Source organism: Phytohabitans houttuyneae (assembly GCF_011764425.1).
Classification (GTDB): domain Bacteria; phylum Actinomycetota; class Actinomycetes; order Mycobacteriales; family Micromonosporaceae; genus Phytohabitans; species Phytohabitans houttuyneae.
The window spans coordinates 1,231,850-1,248,772 of record NZ_BLPF01000004.1 but is presented as its reverse complement, the minus strand read 5'-3'; the positions used below and the strand labels follow the sequence as shown (position 1 = coordinate 1,248,772).

General features: G+C 74.0%; 10 protein-coding genes and 1 pseudogene. 5 read left to right on the top strand and 6 right to left on the bottom strand.

The genetic code is table 11. The features are described from left to right. Positions 1–7: 7 nt before the first annotated feature. Complete coding sequence (locus tag Phou_RS47785) at positions 8–2,449, bottom strand: M14 family metallopeptidase (RefSeq protein ID WP_173071008.1); 2,442 nt, start codon at positions 2,447–2,449, stop codon at positions 8–10. A gap of 328 nt (positions 2,450–2,777) precedes the next feature. On the opposite strand from Phou_RS47785, the gene Phou_RS47780 reads away from it, so the two are divergent. The 4 genes and pseudogenes from Phou_RS47780 to Phou_RS47765 all read left to right on the top strand — a co-directional run bounded on the left by Phou_RS47780 (position 2,778) and on the right by Phou_RS47765 (position 7,865). Then, complete coding sequence (locus tag Phou_RS47780; protein ID WP_173071006.1) at positions 2,778–4,055, top strand: hypothetical protein; 1,278 nt, start codon at positions 2,778–2,780, stop codon at positions 4,053–4,055. A gap of 38 nt (positions 4,056–4,093) precedes the next feature. Beyond that, positions 4,094–5,320, top strand: coding sequence for an AAA family ATPase (locus tag Phou_RS47775; protein ID WP_173071004.1), 1,227 nt, complete (start codon positions 4,094–4,096; stop codon positions 5,318–5,320). Next, positions 5,317–6,536: pseudogene (locus Phou_RS47770) on the top strand (vWA domain-containing protein). The gene Phou_RS47775 and the pseudogene Phou_RS47770 overlap by 4 nt, the downstream one beginning before the upstream one ends. Before the next feature lie 102 nt (positions 6,537–6,638). Next, entirely contained in the window at positions 6,639–7,865 is a 1,227-nt protein-coding gene (locus Phou_RS47765) for an MFS transporter (protein ID WP_218579623.1), read from the top strand. A 78-nt stretch (positions 7,866–7,943) separates the two neighbouring features. Here Phou_RS47765 and Phou_RS47760 read toward each other — a convergent pair whose 3' ends face one another. Together Phou_RS47760 and Phou_RS47755 are read right to left on the bottom strand one after the other, a co-directional pair. Further along, on the bottom strand, positions 7,944–10,040 hold the full coding sequence (locus tag Phou_RS47760; protein ID WP_173071000.1) for a PBS lyase: 2,097 nt from the start codon (positions 10,038–10,040) through the stop codon (positions 7,944–7,946). 42 nt (positions 10,041–10,082) lie between these two features. Continuing rightward, a complete protein-coding gene (locus Phou_RS47755; protein WP_173070998.1) occupies positions 10,083–10,868 on the bottom strand; it encodes an SDR family oxidoreductase in 786 nt (261 codons plus the stop codon). A 78-nt stretch (positions 10,869–10,946) separates the two neighbouring features. Here Phou_RS47755 and sigJ point away from each other — a divergent pair, with 78 nt between their 5' ends. Further along, positions 10,947–11,840, top strand: a complete 894-nt coding sequence (sigJ, locus tag Phou_RS47750) for an RNA polymerase sigma factor SigJ (protein WP_173071563.1) — start codon at positions 10,947–10,949, stop codon at positions 11,838–11,840. Between the two features lie 1,205 nt (positions 11,841–13,045). On the opposite strand, the gene Phou_RS47745 is transcribed toward sigJ, so the two are convergent. Genes Phou_RS47745 through Phou_RS47735 form a run of 3 tightly spaced genes read right to left on the bottom strand, consistent with a single transcriptional unit; the run spans position 13,046 to position 16,849 of the window. Beyond that, the gene (locus tag Phou_RS47745; protein ID WP_246274732.1) at positions 13,046–14,014 is read right to left on the bottom strand and encodes a TAXI family TRAP transporter solute-binding subunit; all 969 of its coding nucleotides are present in this window, start codon (positions 14,012–14,014) and stop codon (positions 13,046–13,048) included. Next, positions 14,011–14,430 carry a roadblock/LC7 domain-containing protein gene (locus Phou_RS47740; RefSeq protein ID WP_173070996.1) on the bottom strand — a complete coding sequence of 140 codons (420 nt, stop codon included), beginning with the start codon at positions 14,428–14,430 and terminating at the stop codon, positions 14,011–14,013. The genes Phou_RS47745 and Phou_RS47740 overlap by 4 nt, the downstream gene beginning before the upstream one ends. Further along, positions 14,384–16,849: a sensor histidine kinase gene (locus tag Phou_RS47735; RefSeq protein WP_218579622.1), complete on the bottom strand. Its 2,466-nt coding sequence runs from the start codon at positions 16,847–16,849 to the stop codon at positions 14,384–14,386. Before Phou_RS47735 ends, Phou_RS47740 begins: the two co-directional genes overlap by 47 nt. Positions 16,850–16,923 lie beyond the last annotated feature (74 nt).

Sequence of the window (16,923 nt, the reverse complement as noted above, 5' to 3'; positions counted from 1 at the left end):
AGCCGGGTCAGCTGTCGGAAACGACGGCGAACGCGCGGTTCCAGTTCTTGGAGTTCGGATCGTCGGGGCGGTAGTTGTTTTCGATGTTGCCGGCGGCGTCCACCGAGAACCAGAAGACCTTGGCGCCGTACGGCACCGTCAGCGTCTCGCCGCCCTCGCGCACGCCGGCCGACGCGTACAGGTTCGACGCGTACGTCGGCTTGCTGCCGTCCAGGGTGTAGAACACCGCGGCCGGTTCGCTCGTGTTGAACGTGATGTCCACCGTGCCCTCGCCGGTGCCGGGCGCGACGGCCAGCGAGCTTGTCGGGCGCTTCTTGTCCTTGTCGAAGTCGCGGGCGACGCGGAACAGCTCGACAAGACCGTTGCTGAACTCCATGGTCTCCGCGTGCGCCTCCTCCCACTCCGGCTGGAAGGACGTGCCGACCTCGAAGTTCCAGGCGTAGATGCCGTACTTGTACCAGAGCATGTCACCGGAGTTGCCGGCCGCCGAGTAGAGCACGTCGGCGATCGGGCCGGTGCGGGCCGGCGTGACGGCCATGTTCCGGTGGCGCTTGATCTCGGTGAGGATGCGCGAGGACGCACCCCAGAAGAACGACTCCTCGGCCAGCGTGGGACGCGGCGCGGAGATCCGGCCGGGCAGGGCGTACGAGCCCGGCGACCACATGAAGTAGTTCCCGGAGGAGTGCAGGTTCATCGAAAACTTGATGTTGGCGCGCTGGGCGAGCCAGTCGACGTTCTTGTCCTCCGGCTCGGACAGCTCGCTGGGACCCGAGTACGTGCCGCTCGTGCAGCTCGACGAGGCGCCCGAGTAGCCGTCGAAGAGGCTGTACTCGGTGTAGTTGCGGTTGTTGTCCACGCCCCACGAGTTGCGGGCCAGCGCGTCGGTCTCGCCGCCCGGCGCGCAGTGGTTGGTCATGTTCTTGCGCTGGGAGTTGAAGTCGTAGAACGAGTAGTGCCCGCCGTCGGGGTTGATCGACGGCACGATCCAGATGTCGAGGGTACGAAGCAGCTCCTGGGTCTTGGCGTCATGCTTCTGGTTGCGCAGCAGCCGCTCGGCCGTCTCGATCGTCACCAGCGGAGGCACCCACTCGCGCGCGTGCTCCTGCGCGTAGGCCAGGACACCGGTGCGGGAGCCGTCGCGGTACTTGCCGATCCGGATCGCGTACACGGGGTGCGGGTCCCGCGAGACGCTGGCCGGCGCGCTCAGGTTGTCGCTGAGCGGCGTGGGCGCGACCGGGGCGACCACGCCGTCGCCGGCGCTGCCTCGGTAGGTGTACGCCTTGACGAGGCTGCCCGCCGCTCCGTTGACGACCGCGGCGACCTGCGCGGCGGTGCTGGTGACCGTGCCGGCGGCGTCGGTGGCCAGGCTGACCCGGATGGCCTTGCCGGTGACGGTGGCCAGCAGCGGCTGGTTCGCGGCGCCGGGGTCGGCCAGCTCCACGGTGATGTCGTTGCCGCCCTCGTGGCCCCACGCGAGCGAGTCGACAGCTACCCGGTTGGCGGTGGCGGAGCCGAGCACGGCCTGCGCCTTGCGGCGGTAGCCGTTGGTCTTGTACGGCAGCTCGACAATCTCGGCGAGCTGCGGGTACTCGGCGGCGAGCCGCTTGATCCGGTCGTACAGCTCGGTCGGGGTGAGGTAGCTGGTGACGAAGTCCTTCTGGTACCCCGGTCCCTCGGGCCCGTCGCCCTCGACCGGTAGCCATTCTTTGACCTGGGCGACCGCGACGTCGCCGGTGGGGCTGACGATCTGGATCTTGTCAGGCCGGCTGGTGACGGCGGCGGCGCCGCGGTGGTACAGGTACACGCCGGCGTCGACGAAACGGGAGATGCTCTGCGTGCCGCCGGAGCCCATCGGGGTGCCGGGGCCGCTGTCCCGGCTCACGGTCAGCGTGCTGGCCGAGGTCTGTCCCTGTGCCCACTTCGCTTCGACGGAGAGCACCTGGCTGGTACCGGACGTGTAGTAGTCGGCCCGGACGATCTTGACGTCCGAGGCGGCCGCGTTCTGGGCCAGGCTCGCGCTGAACGCCTGGTTTTCCGCCTTGTGCTCGGCGATCGTCGCGTCGCGCTCGGCGATGCGGTCGTCGCTGTCGGCCGGGTCGAAGAGCGTCGAGCCGACCCGGTAGCCGAGCGCGCGCAGGCCGTTGACCTCGTTCGGCGTGACCACGGCGTGGACCACGATGCCCGCGTCCGTGTGTGAGACGTGGTGGTCCAGGTCGACCCCGGTGGCGACGAGCTTGTCGAGCTGGTCGCGGTCGGCGACCGCCACTTCGACGACGCTTGCCTCCTCACCGGCAAACCGCACGAGGGCGGCGTGGGCGCCGCCGGGATCGGCCGGGGCGGGGTCGGCGGGCACGGCGGTGGCCGGACCGGCGAAGAGCAGGAAGGCGGCTGCCGCGGCGGTCGCCGCGACGAGGCCCCTTCGCCATCGTGGCAGAGAGGAAGGAGACATCTTTGGTACCTTTCGTCTGCTGCGCCACTGGACCTGGAGAGCACGTGGACGTGCGAAAACGTCGCCGTCCATTGTGGACAGATACTGGTCGGCCGCGCCCCCGCGAGGAGGGGGCGCCGTGGTCGGTGGGTTCGATCATCCTGGATGCCGCCCACTTGGCCTGTCAATGATCATCTGGGCCACTCATCACGTGTAGCAAAGAGAGGGCTCCACACTGGACCCTGGCTCGACATCTGGCGGGCGGGGTGGGCGGCGCGGTATGGTTCTCGGCGATGAAGATTTCGACTCTTCGCAGATTGGGGGTCCCCGTCGCACAAGGTGAGTGCTGATGCGCTCCCCCGCCGCGACCGCGGATTCCCGCCTCTCCCTCTGGCGTCACGTGCGCGACTTCGCCGTGCCGCCCTCCATGATCAAGACTGCGACCGCCCGCCGGCTGGCCGGTGACTGGGCGGGTGCGTGCAGCGCCGCGCACGTCGACGTCGACGTGGACCTCCGCGCCCTGGCCCGGTCACACGGTGCCGAGCTGGCCGCGGCGGTCCGCGCCGACCTGCGGCACCTCGCACCCGACCTGCTGCGCTGGCACATGCCGAGGGTGGCGCCCGACGGTTTGCTCCGGCCGGGGCTGACCGTCTCGCTCGCCGCGTACGAGGCGGCCGGCATGTACCTCGTCGTGCGTACGCCACCGGGCTGGGCGGCCGGCGGGCAGCGGATGAGCATCGCGCTGTGGCGGCGGGACGGCCCGCGCGGCCACCATCCCCATCCCCGGCCCGACCGGCGGTACCGCCTCGACCTGCACCGCCACCTGTGGGACGCCCGCCGCACCGGCGAACTGCGCGGCCGCGCCGGCCGGTCCTGGACAAAGGGGTACGCGGTCGCGCGGTGGCCGGCCGAGGCGCGCATCCTGCTGCGGTCGCGGGGACAGGACGGCGGGAGCGTCGTCGTACGGCTCGAAGGCCGGCGCCACCTCCACCTGGACGTCCTCCCCTGCTCTCTGTCCACTGTGGAGCGGCAAGCGCCGGTGCTGCCCTACGCGTCGACCTGGGCGCTGCCGGACCTGGAGCTGCTGCGGCGCGGGCTTATCGCGGTCGACCGGCTGCACCCGCTTGTCGCCTCCGCCCTCGCGCCGGGCGATCCACCGGCGGGCGGGCCGCGCGCCCCTGACCCGCCGGGAGCGCCGCGCCTCGTCGAGTGCCGCGGTGCCGTGCACCGCATCGCGCTCGTCGGCGGCACGCTCGCACCGCTCGACCACGACCCGGCCGAGGTGCGCCGCGAGGAGCTGCTCGCCGCCCTCACCGGCACCCCGGTTCCCTGCCTGCAGGCGATCGACGAGGCGCACCGCCACCCGGCGAACCTCGCCGACGTCCGCGCCCGTCTGGACCACGGCGACACCGGCGGCGCCCTCGCCACCGTCGAAGGGCTGATCGGAGCGGCCGCCGTGCTGCGTGACGGTGCGCTCCGGGACGAGCTGGAGACGGCCGCCCGGCGGCGCGTGGCGTACGGGCTCTTCCGGGCCGGGCTCGGCGACCCGCCGCCGGGCATCGCGCTGCCCGGTCCACGGCCGCCCGCCGGCCGCCGCGCGCACCCGCGCCACGCCACCTACTGCTGACCTCACGCTTCCGCCGACACTCCCAAAGGTGATGACGCATGCCTATGCCCACTGACACCCGCCAACTCGACGTCGCCGCGCGGCTGCTCGCGCTGCTCGGCGACACCACCGTCGAAACCCGCCCCGACCCGCAGCTCGAAGCGCTGATGCTGGCCGTCGTCGCCGACCTGCCGGTACTGCTGTGGGGAGCGCCCGGCATCGGCAAGACCGCCGCCATGGCGCAGCTCGCCACCGACCTCGACCTCCCGCTGACCACCGTGATCGCCAGCGTGCACGAGCCGTCCGACTTCAACGGGCTGCCGGTCGTCGGCGACGACCCGGCCCGGCAGGGCGTGCCGATGGCGCCGCCGGACTGGGCCGTACACCTCGTGCGCGCCGGCCGAGGCCTCCTCTTCCTCGACGAGCTGTCCACCGCGCCGCCCGCGGTGCAGGCCGCGTTGCTGCGGCTCGTGCTCGAACGGCGGGTCGGGGCGCTGCGCCTCCCACCCGGAGTGCGGATCGTCGCCGCCGCCAACCCCCGCTCCTCCGCCGCCGACGCCTGGGAGCTGAGCGCTCCGCTCGCCAACCGCTTCGTTCATCTACAGTGGACATACGAGCACGGCGTGGTGGTACGCGGCCTCGGCGGCACCTGGCCCCGCGCCAGCCTGCCACGGCTCGAGGCGGCCCGGCTGCCCGAGGCGGTGGCGTTCGCCCGGCGGGCCGTGACGACACTGCTGGCCGCCCGCCCCACGCTGGTACACCGCCTGCCCACCAGCGAGACCCAGCGCGGCGGTCCGTGGCCGTCGCCGCGCAGCTGGGAGATGGCGCTGCGCCTGATCGCCTTCGCCACCGCGGCCGGCACGTCCCGCGATGTGCTGTCCGCACTCGTGCGCGGCACGGTCGGCGACGGCCCCGGGCTGGAGCTGCTGGCCAGCCTGGACCGCATGGACCTGCCCGACCCCGAGGACGTGCTGGCCGACCCGCTGGGCGCGGCGCTGCCGGAGCGGGGCGACCTGCGCCAGGCGGTACTCGATGGGGTGGTCCAGGCCGTGCGGCAGCGACCGGAACGTTCGCGGTGGGAGGCCGCCTGGCTCCTGCTCGCCCGCGCCGCGGAGGCCGGGCCGCCGGACCTGGTCGTCGTCCCGGCCACGACGCTCGCCGCGCTGCGCCGCGAGGAGTGGGACGTGCCGCCGGCCATCGAAGGGCTCGCCGGCGTGCTCGACCTCTCCCGCCGGGCCGACGGCGCGGTCGCCCGGGTCGCGGCCGCCGCGGGGAGTGGCCGATGACCGCGCTGGACCGCGACAAGCTGCTGGCCGCCCGCCTGTACGCGGCGAAGGTGCGCCCATACCTGGCGACCGCGCTCTTCGCGCTGCACCCGGTGGAGTCCGCGCGGGTACCGACGATGGCGGTCGACCGGTACTGGCGCTGCTACGCCTCCCCCGCCTTCGTCGACCGCACGCCGCTCGAAGACCTCGCCGCGGTGTGGGTGCACGAGGTCGCGCACCTGCTCCGCGACCACCACGGCCGAGGTGACCGGCTCGCTCGGGACGAGGGCATGAGCGGGCCGGGCGACCGGCTGCGGATGAACATCGCCGCGGACTGCGAGATCAACGACGACGCGTTCGGGGACGGGCTTGTCACCCCGGACGGCGCGGTCCTGCCGGCGACGCTGTGCCTGCCCGAGGGCCAGCTGATGGAGGACTATGTGCGCCGGTTCACGCTCGGCCCGCGTACACAGGGATGGGTCTGGCTCGACTGCGGCAGTGGCGCCGACGGCCTGGAGCGCGAGTGGGAGCTCGGCCCCGACGGCGGTCACGCCCTCACCGACCAGGAGCGGGACGCGGTGCGTTTTCGGGTCGCGCAGGGCATCAACGCGCGGCCGGGCGACGTGCCGCAGGGCTGGCGGCGATGGGCCGAGGAGGCGTTCCACCCGCCGCAGCCCTGGCGCGAGCTGCTCGGCGCCGCGGTCCGCTCGGCGGTGTCGGGCTCGGGTGCGGGCGACGACTACACGTACCACCGGCCGTCACGCCGCTCCACCAGCGTGCCCGGCGCCGTCCTGCCCAGCCTGCGCCGCCGCCCGCCGCGGGTGACCGTGGTGATCGACACGTCCGGCTCGGTCAGCGACGCCGAGCTGGGCAGCGCGCTCCTGGAGGTGACCGCGATAGCCCGCGCCGTGGGCGGCCGCCGCGACCTTGTCACCGTCCTGCCGTGCGACGCGGCGGCACCGGTCGCGCACCAGCTCTGCCAGGTCGCGGAGATCCCGCTGGCCGGTGGGGCGGGACGGACCTGCGGGCCGGCTTCGACCGCGCGCTGCGGGCGCGGCCGGAGCCCGACGTGGTCGTCGCGCTGACCGACGGCCAGACGCCATGGCCTTCGGCGCGGCCGCGCTGCCGCACGGTGGTCGGCCTGTTCGCGCGACCGGCGCCGAACTGGGAGGACAGCGAGGAGTACCGGCCCGACACGCCACCGGACTGGGCCCGCGTCGTCACGATCGGCCGCTGAGTATTTCGTGCGGCCACAAGGGGCGGACGTGATCGTAATCAACTGGAAAGAAGCCTTCTAGTAAGGGATGCTCAGCCGGGCACCCCGTACGGAAGGATGGGCATGGCGGGCTTGTGGACGCGCAACTTCGGCCTGTACTTCGTGGCTCGCTCGGTCGCCCTCCTCGGTGACGCGATCCTGCCCGTCGCGGTGGCACTGGCTGTGCGCGGCGCGGGCTACGGCGACTCCGGCGTCGGCCTGGTGCTCGCCGCCTGGATGGGCCCGTTCGCCGCGCTGCTGCTGTTCGGCGGTGTGTTCGCCGACCGGTTCACCGCCCGCCGCATGATGATCGGCGCGGACCTGGTGCGGGTCGCGACCCAGACGGTCGTCGCGGTCGCGCTGCTGACCGGCCGCCCGTCGCTGTGGCTGCTGCTGGTGATGTCCGCGCTGGCCGGCTCGGCGGCCGCGATGTTCCAGCCCGGGGTGGCCAGCACGGTGCCGCGGGTCGCGGCCGACGTGCAGCGGGCCAACGCCACCCTGCGGGTCGCCGACGCCGGCGCCCAGCTCCTCGGGCCCGTGCTCGCCGCGACGCTGACCGCCGCGTTCGGCGCGGGCGTCGTGTACCTGCTCAACGCCGGCACGTTCGCGATCAGCGCCGCCTGCCTGGTCGCGCTCCGCCTCGGCCCGGCGCCGGTGGTCGCGCGGGGCGCCTCGATGCTCCGCGACCTGCGCGAGGGCTGGTACGAGTTCCGCTCGCGCAGCTGGATGTGGTCGGTGATCCTGATCTGGGCCGGCTACGGCGTGCTGCTGTTCGGCCCGATCTACCCGCTCGGGTCGGGTCTCGTCACCGAGCGGCTGGGCGAGCACGCGTACGGCTTCACGATGTCGGCGCTGGGCGCGGGCACGGTCGTCGGCGGGCTTGTCGCGATGCGGTACCGCCCGGCCCGCCCGCTGGCCGCCGGCGCGGTGGCGCTGCTCGGGTTCGCGATGATCCCGCTGACGTACGCCACGCACGCGCCGCTCGGGCTGCTGCTCGGCGGGCACGCGGTCGGCGGTGCGGCGTGGGCGTTCTGGTCGGTGATGTGGGCGACGAGCGTGCAGACCCAGGTGCCGCCGGACGTGCTCAACCGGGTGAGCGCCTACGAGATCGCCGGCTCGGTCGGCACGGTGCCGATCGGGCAGGCCCTCGCCGGACCGGCGGCGGCCTTGTTCGGCGCGGAGTCGGTGCTCGGCGTCGGCGCGGCGGTGGGCGTGGCCGGCTGCCTGGTGCTGCTCGCCGTCCCCGGCATCCGGGGCCTGCGCAGAGCCCCGGACCCCTGCCCGCCCGTACCCGCCGCCCAACCCGCCTGAGACCGCTAGCCGTCCGCGGCTCCGCGGCGGAGAGTTCCGGGTCCGCGGGCGGACCCGGAAACGTTAGTGGCCATCGCACTAACCGCCGGCGGCGGAGAGCACGGCGGCGCAGGCGCGCAGCAGCGCCTCGTCCGAACGGACCTGGTCGCTGCTCCAGCCGTTGTCGCTGGCCGTGTGCCGCCGCCGGCGGGCCACCTCCGCGCGGATCAGCGGTACCGCCGGCGCCGCGGCCGGGCCCATCTCGGCGAGGTGGCGGGCGGCGGGCTCGCGGACGTACACGTTGGCCGTCCAGGCCGCGGTGAGCGCGGGCACCGCCACGTCCGCGTCGCCGGTCGCCCGCCAGAGCGCCCAGGCGGCGTGCAGCGAGGTCCAGCCGTTGGCGTCGCGGGCCTTGGCGAGCTTGCGCAGCCGGGGCGCCAGGACCTCGGCGGCCGGGCCGAGCGCGGCGACGGCCTCGGCCGCGGCGGCGACCCGACCGCCGGCCGCGAGGTGCCGGGTCAGCGTCGGCAGTACCGCGTCGGGGTCGCCGGTCACCTGCCACAGCGCGCTCGCCGCGGCGATCTCGGTGGCGGCGTCGCGGTGGTCGAGCAGGCGGCGCAGGTCCGGCGCGGCGTCGGCCGCCGCGGGCCCCAGACGGCCGACCGCGACAAGCGCGGCCTGCTCGGGCAGGCGGGACAGCAGGTCGGGCAGGGCCGGCGCGGCGGCCGGTCCGATCCGGCCCAGCGCGACCACGAGGCCGGACCGCCGCTCGTCGTATCCGTCCACTGTGGGCAGATCGTGCAGCCGCCGCCGGATCAGCGGGACGAGGTCGGCCACCTCCGCCCCGTACCTGCCGGCGGCGGACCCGGCGTCCCGCGGCATCTCCGGCCGCTCGATCGCCCACCGCAGGGCCGGCAGCGCGCGCGGGTCGCGGAGCGCGGCGAGCGTCGACAGCGTCGGCCCCAGCGACGGCAGCCCGCTCCCCCACACCGTCACCCACGCGGGCGCGCCGCCATCGCGGGTGTGCGGCGCCTCGCGCGGCGCCGCCTCCAAGGCCCGCACCAGCGCGTCCGCCGCGGGGGCGGCCAGCTGGTCGAGATGTTCAAGAGCACCGGCGGCCACCGCGTTCAGTCGCGGTTCGGTGGCCAGGAGCTGTTCGCCGACGAGGGCCACGATTTCCTGGTACGGGCCACGCCATCCACTGATCAGGACCGAGGCCGGGCGGAGCGCGTCATAGCGCGCCTCCCACGCGGGGGCTCGCAGGAGCTCGGTGAGCAGCCGCACGCGGTCGTCCACCCGGTCGCCGAGCGCGACGCTGAGCTGCCGCACCAGCTCGGCGGCTGCCGGCGCGCGCCGGCCCTCGGCCTCCCGCTCGGACATCCGGCGGATCGCGCCGGCAAGCGTGTCCGTCTCGAACCCGGCTTCCGGCTTGGCCGGCGTGCCCTCGGCGTACACCGACCGCAGCAGCGTCACCGCGGTCGCCACCACGTCCTCCGGCAGCGCGCCGGGCGCGGTGCGGGCCAGCTCCGCGAGCGCGGCCAACCGGTACGACTCGTCGGCCGACGCGTTGGCCTGCTCGGCTAGCCAGGTGCCGACCGCGGTCGCGTCGAGGCCGGTGACCTGCCCGGCCGCCGACCGCCGACCGAACGTGCCGACCGCGGCCACCACTGCCGCCCGCGCCTCCGCGTCGCCCTCCAGCGGCAGCCGCGCCCGCAGCGCCTCGACCAGCGGACCCACGTCCGTGCGGCAGGTGAGCAGCGCCTCGGGGGCGGCCTGCCGTACCTCCGGATCGGGGTCCGCGAGCAGCTCCAGGAAGAGCGGGCTGCCGGCGGCGACGGCGTGGCGGGCGGCCCGGAAGAACATGACCGGCTCGCCGTCCTCCTCGTCCTCGACGTCGTCCTCGTAGTCGAGGTCGTCCTCCTCGGCCGCGCCGATGCCGGCCAGCAGCTTGAGGACACCGCCGCGGCCGGGCAGCGCGCGGTCGCCCGCCGCCTCCAGCAGGAACGGGACCGCCGCGAGCGTGCACGCGTAGACGTCGCCCTGGTGGTGCACGGCGCCGTGCATCCCGTCGAGGGCCGCCTCGCGCACGGCGGGGTCGTCGCTGACCAGGCCGCGCAGCAGCTCGGGCACCTCGGCGGCCGAGCCGTACGCGTGCTTCATCGCGGCCCAGTCGATCTCGTCAAGTCCGGCAAACACGCCACGCATTCTGGCCTATCGATCGGGACCGCGTGCAAACGGTCACCCGTCCACGCCCGCCAGGAACTCCTCCCACGTACGCCGGCCGGTCGTGCCGGACGTGGTGAGGTTGGCGCCGGCACGCATAGCGGCCGCGGCCCCGCCGGGCATGCGCATCGGCAGCAGCGGGCGGCGCTTGCCGACCGCGCGGAGGTACGAGCGGATCAGCTCGTCCATCCCGTACACGCGAGGTCCGCCCAGGTCGGCGACGAGCCCGGCCGGCGCGCCGAGGGCGAGCTCGACCATCCGGGCCGCCACCTCGCCCGAGTCGACCGGCTGCACGCGGATGCCGGAGGGTACGGGCAGCACCGGCAGCTTCGCCATCTGCCGTGCGGTGAGCAGCAGCAGGTCGTGAAACTGGGTGGCCCGCAGCGTGGTCCACGGGATGCCCGAGCCGGCCACCGCGACCTCGCCCGCCCGCTTGGCGGCGTAGTAGCCGAACATCGCGCGGTCCGCCCGGCTCGTCACCGGGACGCGGTCGGCGCCCACCACGGAGATGTACACCAGGTGCTGCACGCCCGCCGCCGACGCGGCCCGCACCAGGTGGCGGGCCTTGATGTCGTCGCCCTTGGCGCTGCCGGCGCAGTGCACGACGGTCTCGACACCGGTCACGGCCGCGTCGATCCCCTCGCCGGTGGCCAGGTCGCCGGTGAGGTACTCCACGCCGTCGGCGTCCTCGCCCGGCCGGCGGCTGAGCACCCGCACCTTCCGGCCGGCCGCACGCAGCAGCGGGAGCATCTGGCGGCCGAGCGTGCCGGTACCGCCGGTGAGCAGGATGGGTGTGGTCATGTCGATCTTCCCCGTCACATCGCAGGAGTTTGCTGGGTCTACCGCATTGACCCGACGCGAGGAGGCAATGTGACAGGCGTGGGAGATCGGGACTGGCTGACCGAGCGGTTCGAGGAGCACCGCGGCCGGCTGCGGGCGGTGGCGTACCGGATGCTCGGCTCGGTCAGCGAGGCCGACGACGCGGTACAGGACGCGTGGCTGCGGATGCGGCGCGCGGACACCAGCGAGGTGGACAACCTCGGCGCCTGGCTGACCACCGTCGTGGCCCGGGTGAGCCTCAACATGCTCCGCTCCCGCCAGACCCGCCGGGAGGCGCCGCTCGACGTGCACGTACCCGACCCGATCCTCAGCCCCGACTCCGGCGTCGACCCGCAGGACCAGGCGGTGCTGGCCGACTCGGTGGGCCTGGCGCTGCTGGTGGTGCTGGAGACGCTGACGCCGGCCGAGCGGCTGGCGTTCGTGCTGCACGACATGTTCGCGGTGCCGTTCGACGAGATCGCCCCGATGATCGACCGCACGCCGGACGCCGCCCGCCAACTGGCCAGCCGCGCCCGCCGCCGGGTGCGCGGCCAGGCGCCCGCGCCCGACCCGGACGTACAGCGCCAGCGCGAGGTCGTCGACGCGTTCTTCGCCGCGTCCCAGGCCGGCGACTTCGAGGCACTGGTGGCCGTCCTGCACCCGGACGTGGTGCTGCGCTCGGACGGCGGGCGCGCCCGGCCCGGCATGACCTTCACGCTGCACGGCGCGCAGGCGGTGGGCGGGCAGGCGTTCGCGTCCGGCCGGCTGTCACCGTTCGTGCGGCGGGCGCTGGTGAACGGCACGCCGGGCGCGGTGGTCGCGATGCGGGGGCAGGCCCAGTTCGTGATGGCCTTCACGGTCGCGGAGGGCCGCATCGTGGCGATCGACGTCCTCGCCGACCCGGAACGCCTCCGCACCCTCGACGTCTCTGCTTTCGACCCCTCGGGCACTTGACCCCTCGCCGCTGGCTCGCCCTCGCGGGTGGCTTGCCCTCGGGCGGCTCGCCCCTCGGGGGTGGCTTGCCCTCGGGGTGGCTTGCCCTCGGGGTGGCTTGCCCCTCGGGGGTGGCTTGCCCCTCGGGGTGGCTTGCCCCTCGGGGTGGCTTGCCCCTCTCGGCCGGTGATCAGGGACTTGGTGGGCGTGTCGCCGGGCGTGTCGACCCCGCGGGCGGTTGATCAAGGAGTTGGCGGGCGTGTCGCCCGGCGTGTCCACCCACGAGGTCCCTGATCAACCGCGCTCGCGGGTTGTCTGCGCGGATAGCGATGTCCTGGGTGTTCCACTCCGGCTCGGGTCTGGCGTGCTGCGGTGCCCGTCGTGGTCGGGACGGTTGCGCACGCAGCCCATAACCGGCGCGCTTGCCGACCTGACCTGGCGGCCGGCTGTGCCGCTCCGCCATCGCCTGTCGCCTCGGTGATCATGACGTCACCAGCGTTGACCATGGTCTGGTCAGCAGTTTCGGGCAATCTGTTCCACTCGACTCTCGGAGTCTCGTCGTCTGGAGTTCTTCCCGGTCAGGGTGAGCCCTCTTAAGTCCGACCCCGAGTTGGATGTGAGCTGCCGCCCCTGCCCGCGGTTTGCCGCTCACCCTCTGCGGTCGTCCAGCACAATCCAGGAGCCCGCTCCGGCAGATCTTGGCAAGTTAGCGTCGAAATAGCCGCGCTAACTCACCAAGATCTCGACGCTCACGCCGCCTGCACCTGATCGACAGTCACAGACCGCGACGACGGCGCCGAACTGCGGGCTTTCGCACGGGAAGCAAAACTCCGGAAGTCGAGGTTCCCGACTAGACCATGATCAGGCTTGGAGCGGGTTCGCGGCGGCCGACCTCGACTACGGTCTCGCGATTTCGGACCAACGTCGGCCAGCAGCACCCGCGAATGAACGCCGCTCTCCCGTGATCATGGTTTGCACAGAAACAATATCGTCCAACAACTGCTGAGCAAACCATGGGCAACGCTGGGGAACCCATGATCACGCGGACGGGGTTCCGAAAAGGACGGTCCTAGTGGGCGGCCGGCAGGGCCTGACAGAGCGCGTAGGTAGGCCGCAAGGGTCGGGTCGTGCGGGGTTGCCGGGTATTCAGGGTGCCTTTGCCGTTGAAGGCCTCGCGCGCGAGCCCACCGGGGCGGGGAGCATGCGACGAGCCGGGCCCGCAGGCGCTAGCGGCCCTGATAGAAGCGTTGGGCGCCGGGATGCAGCGGGACCACGCCGGTGCGGCCCGCCGCCTCGCGGTCGGTCGAGCCCCACTCGGGGTGGCCGTTGACCAGCTCCTGGCGGTACTTGAAGATCAGCGCGGTCAAGTCGTGCGCCAGCGTTTCGGGCATGTCCGCCTCGACGACGACGAGGTTGCCGACGGTCACGGTGGGGATGTCGCCGGGCAGTCCGTAGGTGGAGGCGGGGATGCGGCCGGTGCCGTACGTGGCGGGGTACAGGCGGTCGAGCTCGGGCTGCAGCCCGTCGAGTGGCAGGAAGCGCATCTTCGCCTTCGGGTTGCTCATCAGCTCGGTGATGCCCACCGTCGGCAGGCCGCCGGACCAGAAGGTCGCGTCCAGCGTGCCGTCGGCCAGGCCGCGCGTGGTGGCGGCCAGCGAGAGGCTGGAGCGCTGGATGTCGCGGTCGGGGTCGAGGCCCGCGGCCCGGATCAGGCGGAGCGCGAGAAACTCGGTGCCGGAGTTGACGGTACCGGTGGACACGCGCTTGCCGCGCAGGTCGGCGGGCGTCTTGATGCCGGCGTCGGCGCGTACGACAAGGTGGGTGTAGCCGTGGTAGACGACCGCGAGCGCGCGCAGCGGCTGGGCGCCGTCGGCGAAGGCACCGCGCCCCCGCACCGCGTCGGCGGCCACGTCGGCGAAGGTCAGCGAGATGTCGACGTCGCCGCGGCCCATGCGCAGAAGGTTGTCGGCCGAGCCGGCGGTGGGCGCGACGATCGCCTCGTAGCCGGGCAGGTGCGTGGTGATGACGTCCGCGTACGCGCCGCCGACCTGGTAGAACACGCCGCTGGTGTTGCCGGTGCCGAGCACGAGGTGGCTGTCACGCAGGCCGGTGGGCGGATCCGGCGCGCAGCCGGCCGCTAGCGCCACCGCCGCGAGCAGGGCGGTGGCGCGCCGGAGCAGGCGCGGGCGGGTCACGACGGGCGGGCGCCGGGGTCGAGCGCGGTGGCCACGCGCTGGGCGAGCACGGCCGTCTCGTAGCCCACCTGGCCCAGGTCGGCGCCGGACTCGGCGAGCACGGCCAGGTACGCCCGGTCGGCCACCGCCATGATCAGCAGTACCCCGCCGTCCATGTCGAGCACCGACTGGCGGATCTGCCCGGTCTCCATGCACTTGGCCGCGCCCACCGACAGGCTGGCGAGGCCGCTGGTGATGGCGGCGAGCTGGTCGGCCTGGTTGGGGTCGAGCCGCTCGGAGGCCGCCAGCGCGAGGCCGTCGACGGAGACGGCCAGCGAGTACACGATGGACGGGACCTTGCGCGCGAACGAGGTCAGCAGCCAGCCGAGGTCACCGTAGTCGACGGGGGCCGGTAGGGAGTCCGTTGCGTGGTTCATGAGAGTCCTCCCGGGTCGGCTGCGAGCCGGTCGTCGGTGTCGTGTCGGTACGGCGGCCGGCGGCGATACCACTGGCCAAGCTGGACAGTCGGGCACGGACCTCGTCCGGGTCGGGCGTGGCCCTGCCTGCTGGCCGTGCGGCGGGCGGGCGGGCGGCGGCCAAACCACTGGCCAAGCTGGACAGTCGCGCACGGACCTCGTCCGGGTCCGGTGTGGTCCTGCCACCCGGCCGCGCGGCGGGTGGGCGGCCGGCGACCGGGCCGGTGGGCAGCGCCTGCGCCGGGGCGCGCCTGGGCAGGCCCGAGGCGGTGAGCCCGTCGACGAGGGCCGGCCGCAGGATCGACGGCGCCGGCTCGGCCGCCTCCTCGACGACCGCCAGGACCGTGCGCGGTGGCGCGGCCGACGGTGGCGGCTCGGGCAGCGGGCCCAGCAACTGTCCACGGTAGAACCGGGACGGCGGCGGGAGCGGTGCGAGCACGCGGTCCGGGAGCGTGACGGTGGCCGCCGTGCCGCCGCCCGCCACGCTGGTGAGGCGCACCTGGATGCCGTGCCGCGCGGCCAGCCGGCCGACGACCAGCAGGCCCATCGTGCCGACCAGCGTGCTGGTGAGGGCGGAGGGGTGGGCGATCCGCTCGTTGGCCTCGTCGAGCCGGTCGGCGGTGAGCCCGATCCCCTCGTCGAAGATGGTCAACGACACGTGGTCGACGGCCTGGCGCGCGGCGACCCGGACGGTCGTGGTCGGCGGCGAGAAGCTGGCCGCGTTTTCCATCAGCTCGGCGAGCAGGTGGATCACGTCGCCGACCACGTGCGCGGCGACCGCCACCAGCGGCGTGGACACGGCGTCGACCCGGCCCGGCTCCTCGATCTCCGCGGCGGCGAGCCGGATCACCTCGATCGCCGCCACCGGCTCGGTGAACCGGCGCCCCGGGTCGCCGCCCGCGAGAACGAGCAGGTTTTCCTCGTTGCGCCGCATGCGGGCGGCGAGGTGGTCGAGTGCGAAGAGGCGGGCCCGGACGGACTGGTCCACTTCGTACCGGGCGAACTCGCCGATCATGTGCAACTGCCGCTGCACCAGCGTCTGGCCGCGGCGGGACAGCGCGGTGAAGGTGGCCGTGGTCTCCATCCGCTGCAGCGCCTGCTCGGCGGCGAGCCGCAGCGCCTGCCGGTGCACCGTGGCGAACGCGGTGCCCAGCTCGCCGATCTCGTCGGCGCCCGGCTGGAGCATGGCCTCGACACGGGTGCCGGAGTCCTGCAGCGTGCCGCGCACGGTCGCCTCGTCGGGCGCGGCCGAGACCAGGGCGACGGCGTCGGGCAGCTCGCCGTGCGCGACCGCGAGCGCGGTGGCCCGGATGCGGCGCAGCCGGCGGCTGGTCCGCACGGCCTGGATGATCGCGCCGGCCAGTGCCAGCCCCACGAGGAGGGCGGTGAGCGAGGCGGTCACGAGCGTACGGCGGTGTGCGGCGACCTGGATCTGGTACGCCTCCCGCTCCATCGACGTGGACAGCTCCGACTGCATCAGCCGCAGCCGGCGCAGCAGGCCGCTCTGCGCCGAGTACCAGACGTCGGGGTCGACCTGGAGCGTGGCGGGCGCGCCGCCGCTGTTGAGCACGGTGTCGCGGATGTCGCGGGCGCGGGTCACGTCGTCGCCGGCGACCAGCGTCGCGAAGCGGCCTTCGGTGGTGCCCGGCAGCCGTTCGATGACCTCCAGCTGCTGGTGCTCGGCGCCCTCCCACGCGGCAAGGCGCACCAGCTCGCCCGGCTCCAGGCGCTCACGGGTGAAGACGCGGCGCAACAGGTCGAGCTGCTCGGCGGCGAGGTGCTCCAGCTCGGTGACCACGACGATCGCGCGGGCGCTCTCCACAAGTCGCGGCTCGCTCAGCTGGCTGGGCACCGCGTCGGCGATGCCGATCATCGCGTGGGTGACCGCGTTGTACGCGTCGAAGACCTCGGGCGAGCCGTCGGGCGCGCTGACCGCGACCGCCCGCACGCTGGGCAGGACGTCGAGGACGGCCTCGGCCTCGTCGAGCTCGCCGATCAGGTCGGGCGAGACCCGCCGGGCCTCGCGGGCCGCCTCCGTGTACCGCGCGCGGGCCGCGTCGGTGCGTGCGCGCTGCGCCTCCAGCAGCTGCTTGCCCGCCTCGCCGCCGCGCAGCCGCAGCGCGATCGTCTCGGCGTGCTCCAGCTCGGCCTGGTGGGCGACCGCGATGCCGGCGCTGGCGGTGCGGGCCAGGATGCGGGCGTCACCGGCGCGGCCGGACTCGCGCAGCGCGTCGCGGGTCTGAATCACGCCGAGGGTCACGAGGCCGACGGTCGCCACCAACACCGGCAGCAGGATGCGCACGCCGATCGAGCGCAGCGGGCCAGGCCCCGACTGGTGCCCGGCGACGTTTCCGCTGCTCTCCTCGGGTGCGCGGTGCATGGCGCGCCGGACAGCCGGCACGACGGCGTCGGCTTGAGCCGGCCCCCGCCCAAAGCCGCCCATAGCCGCACACT

Coding starts and splice junctions, on each gene's coding strand:
- Phou_RS47780 (WP_173071006.1), top strand. CDS start 2,778: ATGCGCTCCCCCGCCGCGACCGCGGATTCCCGCCTCTCCCTCTGGCGT.
- Phou_RS47740 (WP_173070996.1), bottom strand. CDS start 14,430: ATGAACCACGCAACGGACTCCCTACCGGCCCCCGTCGACTACGGTGAC.
- Phou_RS47735 (WP_218579622.1), bottom strand. CDS start 16,849: ATGCACCGCGCACCCGAGGAGAGCAGCGGAAACGTCGCCGGGCACCAG.
- Phou_RS47785 (WP_173071008.1), bottom strand. CDS start 2,449: ATGTCTCCTTCCTCTCTGCCACGATGGCGAAGGGGCCTCGTCGCGGCG.
- Phou_RS47775 (WP_173071004.1), top strand. CDS start 4,094: ATGCCTATGCCCACTGACACCCGCCAACTCGACGTCGCCGCGCGGCTG.
- Phou_RS47755 (WP_173070998.1), bottom strand. CDS start 10,868: ATGACCACACCCATCCTGCTCACCGGCGGTACCGGCACGCTCGGCCGC.
- Phou_RS47765 (WP_218579623.1), top strand. CDS start 6,639: ATGGCGGGCTTGTGGACGCGCAACTTCGGCCTGTACTTCGTGGCTCGC.